Here is a 15412-nt window from a genome sequence, read left to right on the forward strand (position 1 = left end):
CGCAATGACAGAGTGGCCGTAATGACAGAGTAGCCGCAATGACGGCCTTTGGTAATGACAATCTGGCTTATTGATATGCGCCGCTAGCGTAGTGTAATTCATAGCTGTGGCTGTAAATTTCAAGGATATTGCCGAACGGGTCTTCCATGTAAATCATGCGGTAAGGTTTCTCACCAGGGTAGTAGTAGCGTGGGGCTTTCATACGTTTTCTGCCACCGGCTTCGACTATACGCTCAGCCAAACCTTCTACGTCAGGGTCTTGAACGCAAAAATGAAACACCCCTGTTTTCCAATATTCAAAGTTATCTTCTGGGTTTTCTTGATTTTTAAACTCAAAAATTTCTACCCCCACGCGATCACCTGTTGATAAGTGCGCAATGCGAAACCTTTCCCAGCCGGCGCCAAATACATCAGTACACATTTCACCAATAGGCGAATCGTCTTCAGTAATTGTTGTTGGCTCCATAATTAAGTACCAGCCCAATACTTCAGTATAAAATTTTACCGCAGCTTCAAGGTCAGGCACTGATATACCAATGTGAGAAAAAGTACGTGGATATGGCTTGTTGGTTTGTAAGTTCATTGTAAGCTCCTATTTGCTAATTGATGTTTATATTAGCTAGACATACTCCAAACTTGAAATTATGATTAATTCTAAAATTGATAATATAAATTTATAGCATGATAAATCCACAGTGGCTTGAAACTTTTGTAACATTGGTTAAAACCGGTAATTTCACCCGTACTGCAGAACAGTTATTTATGACGCAGCCTGGCGTTAGTCAGCACTTAAAAAAGCTTGAAGAAGCTTGCGCTTGCCAGTTAATAATTAGGTTAGGTAAAGGGATTGAGTTAACCGAACAAGGAAACCGCGTTTATGAACATGCTATTCAGCTAAACAAGCACGAACAGGCCCTATTAGAAAGTTTAAGTTTTGATAAACCTTTTGAGGGGAAGTGTTTATTAGCCTGCTCTGGTGCATTGGCCCAGCGCATATATCCGCTTCTTACTGACTACCAAGTAAAACATCCTAAACTAAGCATACATTTAGAGGTTTCGCCTAACCGCGGAATTTTAAGCAGCATCCAAAATGCCACCTGTGATTTAGGAATGGTTACTCAAGCACCTGATGCAGAATTATTTTCATCACAAAGCATTGGCGCTGAAGAACTTTCTATCATTTTGCCAAAAAATAGCGCGGTAAATGAAAGTAATATTGCAGACAAACTAGTCCAACTTGGTTTAATTAATCACCCTGATGCCATGCATTATTTAAAATTGTATTTTAGCCACAGTAAAATTCCTAGCTTGGAAAAACTAGATCCAAACCGCATTTATCGAAAAGGGTATATTAATCAATTATCACAAATTTTATTACCGGTAAGTAAAGGGCTGGGTTTTACTGTGCTACCAACAAAGGTGGTAGAGAGCTTTAGCCAAGCAAGTACTTTACATATTTTCCCAACAAAAATTAGAGTGGCAGAGCCCATATACTTTGTTAAAACACCGCATAGAACTTTGCCCGCTAGGTATGAAAATATACAGGCTTTAATCAAAACAGAATTAACTGCCCATTAATAGTCTTACTAATGGGCTAAGCTAGTTTATTTACGGTTAAGTGTGTCAGTAAATATTTTAAACACTTTTTTAGGCTCAGTTGTTTCGCACACCTTGATAAGAGGATAGTGAGAAGACTCAACTAACATGCCCGCTTTTTCGGCATCTAAATGCTGGCGTGGTTTGCCGTCCCAGCGAGTGCTTGGCATCGTTAAATCTGAAGTAGGTAACCAAGGTTTACTGGTAGGTGCATGTTCAACGGAAAACGCTTTCATATATCCTTCGCAAAGGCTTTCATCTATGGCGATAACGGCAGCCAGAGTATCCCAAAAATAATATTCACCTGATTCAATAAACCAGTCATTTTTATCAAGCACTTTATCCCAAAATTCGCCCGCAGGCGTGGCTACTTTTTGCTTAAAATGCTTGGCGAATCCGGCGGTTACTCTAACACTATTGGTTACATCTAAACCAACTAACTCTATAGGCAATTTTGAAGCAAATACAATATCTGCCGCTAGAGGGTCAACAAAAATGTTCCACTCAGCACTTACATTGGGATGACCATCAGTAAAGTTTGGCACAATAATATTACCCGGCGCGTTAACGTTCCCCCCCATAATAATTAATCGAGACACATGTTTCACATCTTCCGGATATTTTTCTAACCATTGTGCAATATTCGTTAAGGTACCCGTAGCTACAATAACAACCGGTTCTAAAGACTCACCAATGACCTCATGGATAACTTGCGCAGCGTGCTTAGACGAGGCTTTTCGCTTGCTCTTAGGTAACTCAACACCTGACAAGGTATCTGAATCTTTGCGCCATGCATCAGGAAACACAGCATAACCATCAAGTGGCACGCTGTCACCGCATGCAACCACTACAGAATCTGCACTATATGGTGATAAATCAAGTAAGGCATTGGCATTTACAAGTCCAGGCTCACAGTGGCTTTCGCCACTCGCGGCTACGGTAATAGCGCGCACATCGGTATCGGGGTGTTGCAATAAAAATAGCAATGCGGCCCAATCGTCTATGGCCATATCGTTATCAAAAATAACCGGGCTTGCAAAGGTGCTTAACGAGAATAAGCTGGTAAAAAGAAGAATGAATCGTTTCATGAATTTGTCCTTAAGATACTGATAATTTGTGCTTGTTTTAATTGTCTATTTTGCGCACTTAATCAGTGCATTTGCACGCTAGCAACCAACGAAAGTGTGCGGCTAAGCAAGTATTGAAGCTAGAATCGCTATAAAAACGGGGCTTTTTAATACGTGAGCAATGGGAACTGAAATTGCATTACTGTTTTATCATCTTTCGCAATAAGAAGTAAGACTATGCAAACATTTATTGAAAAAATGCCAAAAGCAGAACTCCACGTTCACTTAGAGGGCACACTTGAGCCTGAAATGAGCTTTGCTCTAGCGGCCAAAAATGGCGTGAGCTTAAAACACGATACACCCGAGTCACTTATTGCAGCCTATGACTTTGTTGATCTCTCTTCGTTTTTAGCTATTTACTATCAAGCCATGCATGTATTGGTTGATGAAGATGACTTTTATCAACTCTGCTATGCCTATTTAAAAAAGGCTAGCAGCCAAAACACCGTATACGCAGAACTATTTTTTGACCCACAAGCACACACAAGCCGCGGCGTAAGTTTTGATACTGTTATAAGTGGTATTCATAAGGCGCAGCTTGATGCAGAAAAAGATTTAGGTATTAAAAGCCAACTCATACTGTGCTTTTTACGCGACATGAGCGCTGAATCTGCTATGGAGCACCTAACGCTAGCGGCTCCCTATTTAGACTGGCTGGTAGGAGTGGGGCTTGATTCAGATGAACGCAATAATCCGCCCATAAAGTTTGCTGAGGTGTTTGCCAAAGCCAAGCGCATGGGCTTAAAATTAACCATGCATTGTGACGTGAATCAGCTTAATACCCTTGACCACATTGAGCAATGCGTAAACCTTATTGAAGTTGACCGAATTGACCACGGCGTGAATTCGCTAGAAAGCAAAATGCTGTGTGAATTGATTGCCCAGAAACAGCTTGGGCTCACCGTATGCCCCGTATCAAATCAATTTGTGGTTCAGTCACTCACGGTAAATGAAATAAAAAGCATGTTAGAACAAGACATGCTAGTAACCATCAACTCTGATGACCCCGCCTATTTTCGCGCATATTTAAATGAAAACCTGTATGCCCTTCAAGAAGTGGGTAACTTTAACAAAGCTGAAATTGTGACCTTAGTGGGTAATGCATTTAAAGTAGCATGGATTGATGACGCTCAAAAAGCAGACTACCTGACTCAATTAAATCATTATGTACAGCAACATTAAAGTACGTATGAAGGCCGCGCTATCTAGGATAGCGCGCAGCTTCATTTTCACCCGCAAGAGTATTGAGAATAAATTCACGCAGATCATTGTTTGACTGCTTTAAGTCATCGCGTCTTAAATACATCATATGGCCACTTCTATACCCTTTGAAACTTAAGCGGTCTTTCATTTTACCGCTTGGATCTAATTGCCACATTGTGTATTTAGCATCAAAGTAATTGGTTGCACCATCATAATAGCCGGCTTGAACTAGCACGTTTAAATAAGGGTTTTGTGCCATTGCTAAACGCAAGTTTTCACCCGTGTTATCGTTGCTATTATCCCATGGGCGAACAGGGCCAAACATATTATATTTCATATCTGTTTTGTAGTTTAGCTCAGTGCGTATGTAGTGGTTTATGGCAGGAGTAAATGAATGAAGCCAAGAACTTAACTCAGCCCAATAGTCAGGTCTGTCGCCGGTTTCTTTTTTATCAATGCCTAAATAGCGGCTATCTAAACGACCTAGTGTTTTACCTTCGTCACGGAGTAACTCTTTCCAGAAAAACTGCGTACTAATATCTAAATTACTTTGTTCTACCGCTTTTTCGCTCAAACCACTGTAGCGAGCTACCTTTTTAATTGTGCTTTGTTTTTCTTGGCTAGATATAAAGCCGCCTTTTGCAATAGCCGGAATGTAAGCATTAACGGTGTAGTCTTCTACTTCCGCTAGCACGTCATATAAATCTTTTTGCTGTAAGTCAGCAGGAAGCTTTTTATGATGCCAAGCTGTAGCCGCGAAGTACGGTAATCTATTTGCCGCTTCTACCGGGCCTTCGCGCTCAATACCAATTTCAGTGGGTGATACAAGCACGACCCCATTTAAATACATCCACTGTGTATTTTGTAGTTCAAGAGCCAAACCCGATACCCGTGTTGTGCCATAGCTTTCGCCAATAAGGTATTTAGGCGATGTCCAGCGTTCATGCCTAGTTACAAAGGTGTTTAACCATTCAGCCAAATATTTGATGTCAGCATTTACACCAAAGAACATCGATTTTTGTTGCTCTTGTGAAAGTATGGCGCCATCTTTATTTTTAAGCACTCGGCTATAGGCCGTATTTACAGGATTAACAAAAACGATGTCAGCCACATCCAAAATAGAGAAAGGATTGGTTTGCACGCCATAAGGCTGAACGGGATAGCCTTCGTCATCAATGTTTAAAATTCGCGGGCCAGTATAGGCAACGTGCATCCATACCGATGCTGAACCTGGGCCACCATTAAACGAAATAACAAGCGGGCGTTTACTGCTGTTTTTTATGTCGGTGCGTTTGTAGTAAGTAAAAAACAAAGTAGCTACGGCATCGCCTTGTTCATCCCAAACAGGTTGCGTACCTGTAGTGGCGGAATAACTCACTCTATTTCCATTAATTTGCGTTTTGTGCTGGGTCACAACCGTGCTATCTGCACTTATATTTCGCGTACTTAATTCATCGGCTTTCACTAATTGAATGCTGAACAAGATAAGTGAAAATACTAAAATTTTGAATGTTTTTATGGGCATATTAAGCCTGCCGGTGTAAGTTAGATTCGCTTTTAGAATAAAGTACAAGCTACTGCTATTCAAGCACTCAACTAAAGTCTAACGAATAAGAATAATAATAAGCTGAATGTTAAATAAATGTAAAAAAGACACTTTATGCAAATTGTTAGGCAATTAAGGTAACACGGTTCAAGGAGATAAAATGAACGAAATGAACGAAATGATCAACGACATAGATATTAACGAATATTTACCGGCAGCGATTGAATGGGCCACAAATATTCTTCTGGCAATTGTGATTCTGCTAATAGGTTTATGGCTAGCTGGCAAAGTTAGAAACATAATAGTGAGTTTAAGTAAAAAATACACCCACTTTGATGACACCTTATTCCGCTTTTTAGGCAGTATGGCTCGCTATATTATTTTAGCCTTTGTGATTATTGCTGTACTCAATCGTTTTGGGGTACAAACGGCTTCTATTATAGCGCTTTTAGGTGCAGCCGGTTTAGCGGTTGGTTTAGCATTACAAGGAGCAATGTCGAATTTAGCGGCAGGTGTTATGTTGCTTATATTCAGACCATACAAAGTTAATGATTTTATTGAAGCGGCTGGGCGTTTCGGTAAGGTGACTGAAATAGATATGTTCACCACTATCTTGCAAACTTTCGATAATCAGCAAATTGTTATCCCTAACAGCCAAATTTGGGGTGCTCAAATTATCAATCATTCTCATCACCCAATTCGTGGTGTAGATATGCATTTTGGCGTTGCATATGATGAAAACACAGATGAAGTTCGCAAGGTTATTGATGGCGTGCTTGCTGCCCACCCTCATATTTTAAAAGACCCTGCACCATTTGTTGAAGTAGAAACCTTAAACAATAGCTCTGTTGATTTCTTGGTTAGGCCATTCTGCCTAGGTGAACATTATTTTGAAATTTTGTATACCGTGCCGGAATTAATCAAAAAAGCCTTAGATGAAAATGGAATTGAAATACCGTTCCCACATCGTAAAGTGATTTTGGTAAACGAAGATAAAGAATAAGTTGATTTAAGTAACTTAAACGCAAAGGGCACTTTTTAAGTGCCCTTTTTTGTACGTAATTATAAGCTTACATCAAATATAAGTACGACAGAATGAGTAGTGCTATCCAAATAGTTTCAGACACTATAAGCACTATTGGCAACATGCCTACCTCAGCTAATTTTCCCAAATTAGATTTCATTCCAATGGCGGTAATTGATACCACAAGGAAAAAGCGAGAAATTTCTGTGCCTGCGGTAATGACTAATTCGGGCAAACTTACAAAACTGTTAAGTAGCATTAAAGCAACAAAACCCACTAAGAAAAGCGGTAGCTTGGGTACTTCACCTTCTACATCGCTTGCAGTGCTATGCACACGCTTTACGATAGCCATCATAATCATCACTACGGGAAGCAACATGGCTACGCGTACTAATTTGGTTAAGGTGGCTAGGTCACCCGCATCTTGTGATACAGAATAACCAGCGCCTACAACCTGCGCTACATCATGAATAGTACCGCCTAAAAATATACCGGCCTGGGTGTCATTCATGCTTAATTGCCCAGCTATAATAGGATAAAGCACCATAGCAATAGTAGACATTGCCGTTACGCCTATTACAGTAAGAAGGGTATCGCGTTCATGATTTTTACCGGCTGGCAGTATAGTACAAATAGCTAAAGCAGCCGATGCCCCACATATAGCAACTGATCCGCCAGTAAGTGCGCCTAAGCGTTTTTGCAAACCCACACTTTTTGCCAGTACCACGCCTAAAATAATGGTCGAGAAAATAGCAAAAGCCAGCATAGCTGCCGTTTGCCACCCCAGCACGGCTAGGTCACCCAATGCAATACGCAAACCAAGCAACACCACACCTGCACGCAGTAAAGTACTGGCGGTAAAATCAATACCTGATTTACATACGCCATCATCTTGATACAAAAACGATATCGCCATACCCAGCAGTAAAGCAAACAGCATAGCCGGTGCACCGTAGTGCTCACTTAAAAACATTGCTGCCATACCGGTAATGGCGGCTATGCCAAAGCCAGGCCAAATAGATTTACACTTTGCCGCTAGCTTTGTCACAACAATTAACGCTCGGCAGCTACAAGCGCCACAAGCACTTGACGTTTTCTATCACCTGAAAATGGGCGGCGGCCATGCATAGCTCTATAGTTATCAACAAGTGCAACATCACCATCTTGCCACTCAAGGTCAAAGGTAAATTTTTGTGAAAGCTCAGCAATACGCTCCAAACCTTCTTTTGGAATGGCACTGCCATCGCCAAAGGTAATGGCTGATGATGGGTTTTCACGCACACCCTTCCAACCCATGTATGCCGCTATTAATTGATTGTAGAATGATTGCGAACCGTCACTTAGTTCAATTACTGCTGGCAACACGGGGGTAATGGCGCGCAGGCTACCATCTTCCAGCCATTCCCAGCTATATCCAAGCTCTTTTAATTTCGCTTCACCCTCGCCAGTGTTATTCACACTTAAGGTACTTTTCCAGCTTCTACCTTGACCTGAATTAGCATCATCGGCGGCGGGCATAGTCGTTGTATACTTAAGGCCTTTTTCTGCAAAATCTTGCGCAAGGGCTGGATTTTCGGCTTTTAATGCTTCAAATAATTTGTCAGAGCGGCACAGTGGTGTTGCCCCGCCTTTTTCTGCTGCAGACTGGCAATAAAAGAATAATTTACTTGGCGAAATAGGGGTTTGTGCCATTTCATGATGTAGAAAAATTTCGACATCTTTGGGTGCCTCGTTAGCGGTAAATACTCTTTCGGTAAAATTAATGCGTACCGCATTTGATAACGACTCTTTATAAGTAAAGTTGGCATAACCAAAGCCAGCAGAAAATATATCGAAGGTTTCAGCTGAATTTAATGGAAAACCGCGAAACAACAATGCGCCTGAAATGGCTAGCTGGGCTTCAAGCTCGGCTTGGTTAGCTTGAATGTAACTCACCGTATCTTCAATGGTTTTACAAGCCCCGTTGTTTACCACAATTTGCGGAAAAACTTGCTCGTTGTAATTGTGCTGGGTAGGCACCTTAGCGTATTCAATAGCATTGCTCATAACGCGCTCCTAGTCGTAAATTGGGTGAAAACGATTAAACGCGGCTTCACAGAAATGACCCGGATCATTAAAGCGGCGATTCATGTTTAAATCTGATATAGCCTGCATTTCTTCATTACTTAACTTGAAATCAAACAAGGCTAAGTTTTCACGCATTCTTTCAGGCTTTGAGGTTTTTGGAATAATGGCATTACCCCGTTGGATACCCCATCGAAGTACAACTTGTGCGGGTGTTCTGCCATGGGCAGAAGCCGCTTTTTTCACCACGTCTTGCTCAAGCACTGATTCTGTTTTATCAGCCATTTCTAACTCAAGGTATGACAACGCACCTAAAGGAGAAAACGCGGTTACATTTAGCTCATAGTCTTTGGCTAGTCGAATTAAACGCTCTTGGGTAAGGTATGGATGCGATTCAATTTGCAACATGGCAGGTTTAATACGTGCGTAAGTCATAAGATCATGCAATAAACCCGTATTGTAGTTACACACCCCAATACGCGTTACTTTTTTGCTATCAACCAAAGCTTCCATTGCTTCCCATGTTTTATAAAGGGGCACAGGAGCAAGCTCCATAGTAGGATTTTTCGCGCTTGTATCGTAAAACCACTCAGGCGGGTAACGCGTTTCAATAGGCACGAACTTTTGCGCAATAGGAAAATGTATAAGATATAAATCAAGATAATCTAACTTTAAGTCACTCAAGGTTTTTTCAAGCGCCAAAGGCACATGCTCAGGGGCGTGAAAGGTATTCCATAACTTAGAGGTAATCCAAAGCTCTTCGCGCGTGCATAGGCCGTCATTTATAGCGCGTTGAATACCCTCGCCTACTTCTTTTTCATTGCCATAATCAGAGGCACAATCTAAATGACGGTAACCCGCTTTTATGGCTTCATAAGCAGTGTCGGCACAAATGTCGGTATCGACCTTCCAAAATCCAAATCCCACTTCTGGAATTGTATTTAACGCATTCATAGCTTTAATCCTATTAATTAAAAAAAGACTTTAGTCTTGTATAAGACATAAGTTATTATAGCAAGGGTGGCATGTCAACAAAGTGTTAACAAATTTAATATTTTGAGGTTTGTTTGATTAAACGAAAAGTTATAAGGGCCTTTACCCTGCAAGGGTTCGCAGAGTGAAAAGTTAAATTGAGTTTTTGTTACCGCAGTAAATTTAGTCTAGTTCAACTTGGTAATGGTAATGGTCGCTTCTGCATTTGCTTTCGCGATATTCAATTAATTTGCCGTCAATAGATTCAGTAACACGAGTTACTAAAAGCAGCGCAGTACCCGCTTCTATTTGTAGAAGTTTTGCATCATCTTCTGTGGCTAATACAGCTTTGATGCTATCGCGCGTTTTAAATACAGTTTGGTTAAAGTCAGTTTGATAGAAGTGATACAAGGTATGTGGAATGTCTTTTCGTTCATGAATACCTGAGAAGTATTTCGCTGGTAAGTAAATGGTTTCGAGCATGCAAAACTCGTTATCAAGTATTCGTCGCCGCTCAATTTTGGTGACTTTTTCTTTACTCGTAATGGTTAAGGCACTTTGCACACTTTTATGAGGGCTTACTTGCTCAATATGTAGCAATTCTGCTTTGGGTAATTCAGCCCCTTTACCATCAGCCTGTAAAGGGAAAAAGCGAAATAGCGCGTCTTGAGCGGTGTGCTCTGATACGAACGTACCCACACCTTGGCGGCGAGTCACAATTTTAGTGTCAGTAAGCAAATTTAGGGCTTTGCGGACAGTCCCTTGGCTCACTTTAAATTCATCAGCAAGGCGAAATTCACTGGGTAACATTTCGCCGGGTTGCCATCTTCGCTCTACCACTAGTTGCTTGATATATTCCGCAACTTGCTGGTATAGCGGTTGAAACGCCAGACTGGGACCACCTAACTTATGATCAAACTGTGATGATGACATGTAACCCTAACCTAATGCTTGAAGTGTATTATTATGTTTTGTTTAAGTGTTATAGCGCATTTTTATATTAAATTACATACAACCAGAGGTGTATCAACGCAATGCAACTTGAAATCTTATTGCCCATGTTCATTCTATTAGGCTTTGCAACTATATTGCAAACCATAAGTGGATTTGGTTTTGGCTTAATGGTCGCATCAAGTTTTACACTATTTCACTTGCTCCCCCTTACCGCCACCACATTTATGATAAGTGTACTGGGCATAGTTAACTCTACTACCATTGTTATAAAAAACATACATTTAATACAAAAGCGCGCGTTTACCTTAATATTAATTGGCGGAATTCCGTTCATAGCCGCGGGCTATTTTTTACTGGAGTTTCTTTCAGTTGGGCTTGCGCTTTGGTTAAACGTTCTATTGGGCCTAGCCATACTTATATGTTGCATACTGTTACTAATTCGCAGTAGTAAAGCTAAGGCATCAGGGAAGGCTTGGGGTTTTTTAGTATCGGGTGCCCTAGGTGGTGTATTGGGTGGCTTATTTTCTACATTTGGCCCCCCGGTGGTGTTTCAATGTTATCGCCAAAGTTGGTCAGTGCATGAAATTCGTTTTACGCTATTGGCTGTGTTTAGTGTAACGGCTTTCATTCGTTTGGCCATGGTTCCTTTTGGTACCCTGCCGAATCAAATGACTATTATTTCAACATTGTTGGCAATTCCGCTTATATTAATATTTACAAAATTAGGCCGCGTTTTAGCACTCAATATAGAGGCTAAATTTGTAAGAGCCTTAGCAATTAGTATGCTCGCACTCAGCGGCATCACACTCATTGCGCAGAACTTACCTTTACTTATTTTGTAGATGCGGGGCGAAGCTTCTTTTTGTTTTTACGGGTAATACCTTAAGCAACTACACAGTAAACCAGCCTTTCACGTTACTTATATGTAATTGCTCATTGACAGGTAAGTTACATTTCATTAACTTATGTCTTATATAAGACACATAGAGTAAGCTAGTATGAGTAATGAATTTTCGGTAACAGAGCCTGATTGGAACAGCATTAAAGCTGCAGAAATTACCGCCAGCCCTTATTTAATAAATGATAAACATCTTGCCGTGCCTACACAATATGGCAGTTTGTTATTTTCAATTAGCAAATTTGGGCTGCGTATTCAATCTGGCGGCGAAACTGCTACTGTTGCAGATAGTTTTGACTACGGCATGCTTACTACTACGCCAAATGCCTTAGCGCTTACATATGCTGGTAGCGAACAGCAATACAGCATTACTGCAGGCGAGTATCGCTTAGACTTATTCTCAGCCCCGCTACACTTTAAGCTGTACCGCAATAATGATTTGGTGCAAGAATCGGCTACCGACGGTCACTTTGTACGCCAACATCGCCTACCGCCTTTTGCTAAAACAGACGCAGGTTGGATCATTAGCCTTGAACTTGGTGATGATGAGTCGGTTTATGGTTTGGGTGAAAAATGGGGGAAACTTGATAAACGCGGCCAACTGGTTCGTTCGTATAACCATGATGCACTTGGCGTAAATACAGAAAAGTCTTATAAAAATACTCCTTATGCTTGGAGCCCTGAAGGCTGGAACTTATTTGTTCACACACCCACGCCAGTGACTCACGGCGTAGGCTATGCGCCTTGGTCGCAGCGCGCGTATATTTGCGTAGTAGAAGACACTCAGCTAGACATGTTTTTGTATCACTGTGATAGCCCAGCACAAAGCATCCACACTTATAGCAGCTTAACTGGGTTTGCGCCGGTTCCACCGAAGTGGAGCCTAGGCGTTATTCTTTCCAAGGCCTATTATAAAGACTCACAAGAGCTATTAGCAGTTGCCCGCGAAGTGCGCGAAAAAAACATGCCTTGCGATGTGATAACGCTTGATGGCCGGGCGTGGCAAGACACCGATACCCGTTTTGCATTTGAATGGGATCCAACTCGCTATGCCGATCCTAAGCCTGTGCTTGATGAACTAAAAGCAATGGACTTTAAAATTTGCGTATGGGAATACCCCATGATTTCAGTGAAAAACCCACTGTACGCAAAAGCGGCTGAAAAAGGCTGGTTAATTAAAGACAAACGCACAGGTGAAGCTTATCGCTACGAATGGGATTTAAGCCCTTTCGGTGAAGTACTTACTCCACTGCCTGATTCAGGTATTTTAGATTTCACCCACCCCGACGCTTACGAATTTTGGAAAGAATCACACAAGCCTTTATTTGAATTGGGTGTTGATATGATTAAGGCTGATTTTGGCGAGCAGTTAGAAGATGACAACATGCTCTCTTACAGCGGTGATTCAGGTGACCGACTACATAACGTATACAGCATGCTATATAACCGCTGCGTATACGAAGCGGCTGAGAAATACTGCAAAACCGGTCCGTTTTTATTCAGCCGTTCTGCATGGACCGGCAGCCAGCGTTTTCCTTCACAGTGGGGCGGTGACCCTCAAGCCGACTGGCACGGTTTAGCTGCTAGTATTCGCGGCAGCCTTTCTTGGGGTATGTCGGGTGGGCCATTCTTCGCCACCGACATCGGCGGTTTTTATAAAGATACACGCGATTCAGAGTTATACGTTCGTTGGACGCAAGCATCAGTATTTTCAGCTCATATGCGTTTACATGGCATTGGCCCTCGCGAACCTTGGTCATACTCTGAAGAGGCCTCTGAAGCGGTATTTGAAGCACTTAAACTGCGTTATCGTTTATTGCCTTATTTAGAAAAAACCACACTTCAAGCCAGTGAAACCGGTTTGCCCGTGCAACGCTCTATGGCACTCGCTTTCCCTAATGACCCCCTTGCTCGCCAATTTGAACAGCAATTCATGTGCGGTGAAAGCTTATTAGTGGTGCCTTGCATTGTGCCAGGGGGTAAGGTGAAGTTTTATTTGCCTGAAGGTGAGTGGCTTCGTTTCAACGTAAATAACACCGGGGCAGCAAATGCAAATACCTACCAAGGCGGTAAATACTACGAGCAAATTTTAAGCTTAAATGAACTTGCCGTATTTGTTCGCAGGGCCGAGCACGTTATTTTAGGCCCCGAGGTAGAGCATACCGAAATGGATATGTCGGCAACCACTATGTGGCCGCGCTAGCGCTTGGAGTATTAGCATGAACGTGACGCTTACCTTACTGACCTGCATGGCTTTTATGGCTGTGGTCGCTTTTATTTCATATCAAAAAACAAAGGGCGAAGTAAACACACAAGATGGTTATTTCCTTGCAGGCAGAGGCTTAACCGGTACTTTCATAGCCGGTTCTATGATCTTAACAAACTTGTCTGCAGAGCAGCTTATAGGCCTTAACGGCTCAGCATTTGGTTACAATTTAAGCGCCATGGCCTGGGAAGTTACCGCCGGTATTTCTACCATTATTATGGCTTTGATATTTTTACCTCGCTACTTAGCTGGTGCATTCTCAACCCTACCTGAATTTTTACGTGACCGCTTTGATGACAAAGTAAGAAGAATGACGGTAGTCTTATTTATGGTGGGCTATACCTTAATTACTATTCCGTCGGTGCTTTATTCAGGTTCTATTGCGGTACTGCGCTTGTTTGATGTGCCAGGACTACTCAATTTGAATTACGAAACCAGCTTAGTCGTTACGATTGTAATGGTGGGCAGTATAGGTGCCCTGTACGCCATATTTGGCGGGTTAAAGGCCGTTGCGGTATCAGATACCATTAATGGTATTGGCTTATTAATTGTAGGTTTGCTTGTACCTATATTAGGTTTGATTGCATTAGGTGACGGCAGTTTTTCAGCCGGCCTAACAACCATAGCCACCACAGAAACTGAAAAACTGAATGCGATTGGGGGGGCCGATGATCCCGTGCCCTTTGGTACCATTTTTACTGGGATGTTATTAGCCAATTTATTTTATTGGGGTACTAATCAATATGTTATTCAGCGTACTTTAGGCGCTAAGAACCTCGTTGAAGGTCAAAAAGGCGTGTTGTTTTCGGGCTACTTCAAAGTATTGGTTCCATTTATGATGATGTTGCCTGGTGTAATTGCGTATCATTTATATCAAAACGACAGCATGCAAACCATTGACCTAGCCTACCCGCATTTGGTTAAAGACGTGCTTCCACAGTATTTATCAGGCTTTTTTCTAGCCGTGCTATTGGGCGCGGTGTTTAGCTCGTTCAACTCTCTATTAAATAGTGCGGCCACCCTATTTTGCCTAGACGTATATAAACCCTTTAAAAAAGAGAAAGTGAGCGACTCAGAGCTTATTCGTGTGGCTAAAATTACAAGTATAGTGATTGCGGTAGTGTCTTTTATAACGGCGCCTTTATTGATGTTTGCCCCCGAAGGCTTGTGGCAAATTATACGAATATTCACAGGTTTTTATAACATTCCTGTTATTACGATTGTGTTAGTGGGTTTGTTTACTAAAAACGTGCCCGCTTTAGCGGCAAAAGTGGCGATTATATTTCACGTAATTGCGTATGGATTGCTTAAGTTTGTATGGCAGGTAGAAATAAACTTCATTCATATTTATGCCATTTTATTCGCAATAGAATTAGCCATAATGCTAGCGATAGGCCACTTCTACCCAATGGCAAAACCTTGGAAGTTTATACCTAAGGCCGAAGTGGATATGACACCTTGGCGCTATGCTATTCCTTGCGCAATAATACTCGTTGCTTTAATTGCAACCTTGTACCTTATGTTTTCACCCATAGGGTTTGTGGGCGGCATAAGCGCTGCGTTTATCCCATCGTTATTAGGGGTATGGTCAACCTGCGTTATTGCAATAATGTTTAGCTTGAAATGGTGGCGTGCAAGGTATGAATTGAGCTTAAAGCACCTAGCAAGCGAGCCTAGCTAAGGCTTGGAGGTCGTGGCCTTCGCCACGATGACAAGAATTAGCCACTTTTCGTCATCCCCTTGAAGAAGGGGACCTTTGCTA

The 15412-nt window shown here is 41.9% G+C and carries 13 protein-coding genes; 6 read left to right on the forward strand and 7 right to left on the reverse strand.

The features are described from left to right. Window positions 1-67: 67 nt before the first annotated feature. The gene (locus ACOI22_RS09350) at window positions 68-583 is read right to left on the reverse strand and encodes a lactoylglutathione lyase family protein (protein WP_420671758.1); all 516 of its coding nucleotides are present in this window, start codon (window positions 581-583) and stop codon (window positions 68-70) included. A gap of 98 nt (window positions 584-681) precedes the next feature. On the opposite strand from ACOI22_RS09350, the gene ACOI22_RS09355 reads away from it, so the two are divergent. Then, on the forward strand, window positions 682-1578 hold the full coding sequence (locus ACOI22_RS09355) for a LysR family transcriptional regulator (RefSeq protein ID WP_420671759.1): 897 nt from the start codon (window positions 682-684) through the stop codon (window positions 1576-1578). Between the two features lie 26 nt (window positions 1579-1604). Here the strand turns inward: ACOI22_RS09355 and ACOI22_RS09360 are convergent, their stop codons facing one another. Then, window positions 1605-2684: a nucleoside hydrolase gene (locus tag ACOI22_RS09360; RefSeq protein ID WP_420671760.1), complete on the reverse strand. Its 1080-nt coding sequence runs from the start codon at window positions 2682-2684 to the stop codon at window positions 1605-1607. A 216-nt stretch (window positions 2685-2900) separates the two neighbouring features. On the opposite strand from ACOI22_RS09360, the gene add reads away from it, so the two are divergent. Continuing rightward, window positions 2901-3905, forward strand: coding sequence for an adenosine deaminase (add, locus tag ACOI22_RS09365; RefSeq protein WP_420671761.1), 1005 nt, complete (start codon window positions 2901-2903; stop codon window positions 3903-3905). Window positions 3906-3924: 19 nt separating this feature from the next. Here the strand turns inward: add and ACOI22_RS09370 are convergent, their stop codons facing one another. Beyond that, window positions 3925-5451, reverse strand: coding sequence for a S10 family peptidase (locus tag ACOI22_RS09370; RefSeq protein ID WP_420671762.1), 1527 nt, complete (start codon window positions 5449-5451; stop codon window positions 3925-3927). A gap of 190 nt (window positions 5452-5641) precedes the next feature. Between ACOI22_RS09370 and ACOI22_RS09375 the strand changes: the two genes are divergently transcribed. Continuing rightward, window positions 5642-6475: a mechanosensitive ion channel family protein gene (locus ACOI22_RS09375; protein WP_420672351.1), complete on the forward strand. Its 834-nt coding sequence runs from the start codon at window positions 5642-5644 to the stop codon at window positions 6473-6475. A gap of 67 nt (window positions 6476-6542) precedes the next feature. Here the strand turns inward: ACOI22_RS09375 and ACOI22_RS09380 are convergent, their stop codons facing one another. The 4 genes from ACOI22_RS09380 to ACOI22_RS09395 all read right to left on the reverse strand — a co-directional run bounded on the left by ACOI22_RS09380 (window position 6543) and on the right by ACOI22_RS09395 (window position 10465). Next, a complete protein-coding gene (locus ACOI22_RS09380) occupies window positions 6543-7544 on the reverse strand; it encodes a YeiH family protein (RefSeq protein WP_420671763.1) in 1002 nt (333 codons plus the stop codon). A gap of 5 nt (window positions 7545-7549) precedes the next feature. Next, window positions 7550-8542, reverse strand: a complete 993-nt coding sequence (locus ACOI22_RS09385) for a TauD/TfdA family dioxygenase (RefSeq protein ID WP_420671764.1) — start codon at window positions 8540-8542, stop codon at window positions 7550-7552. 9 nt (window positions 8543-8551) lie between these two features. Further along, entirely contained in the window at window positions 8552-9514 is a 963-nt protein-coding gene (locus ACOI22_RS09390) for an aldo/keto reductase (RefSeq protein WP_420671765.1), read from the reverse strand. Between the two features lie 201 nt (window positions 9515-9715). Continuing rightward, complete coding sequence (locus ACOI22_RS09395; RefSeq protein ID WP_420671766.1) at window positions 9716-10465, reverse strand: GntR family transcriptional regulator; 750 nt, start codon at window positions 10463-10465, stop codon at window positions 9716-9718. 101 nt (window positions 10466-10566) lie between these two features. On the opposite strand from ACOI22_RS09395, the gene ACOI22_RS09400 reads away from it, so the two are divergent. The 3 genes from ACOI22_RS09400 (at window position 10567) to ACOI22_RS09410 (ending at window position 15331) form a co-directional block, all read left to right on the forward strand. After that, the gene (locus ACOI22_RS09400) at window positions 10567-11328 is read left to right on the forward strand and encodes a TSUP family transporter (protein ID WP_420671767.1); all 762 of its coding nucleotides are present in this window, start codon (window positions 10567-10569) and stop codon (window positions 11326-11328) included. Between the two features lie 156 nt (window positions 11329-11484). Beyond that, complete coding sequence (locus tag ACOI22_RS09405; protein ID WP_420671768.1) at window positions 11485-13587, forward strand: alpha-xylosidase; 2103 nt, start codon at window positions 11485-11487, stop codon at window positions 13585-13587. A gap of 16 nt (window positions 13588-13603) precedes the next feature. Further along, window positions 13604-15331, forward strand: a complete 1728-nt coding sequence (locus ACOI22_RS09410) for a solute:sodium symporter family transporter (RefSeq protein ID WP_420671769.1) — start codon at window positions 13604-13606, stop codon at window positions 15329-15331. The last annotated feature ends 81 nt before the right edge of the window (window positions 15332-15412 follow it).

Source organism: Glaciecola sp. 2405UD65-10, from assembly GCF_048820975.1.
GTDB lineage: Bacteria > Pseudomonadota > Gammaproteobacteria > Enterobacterales > Alteromonadaceae > Glaciecola.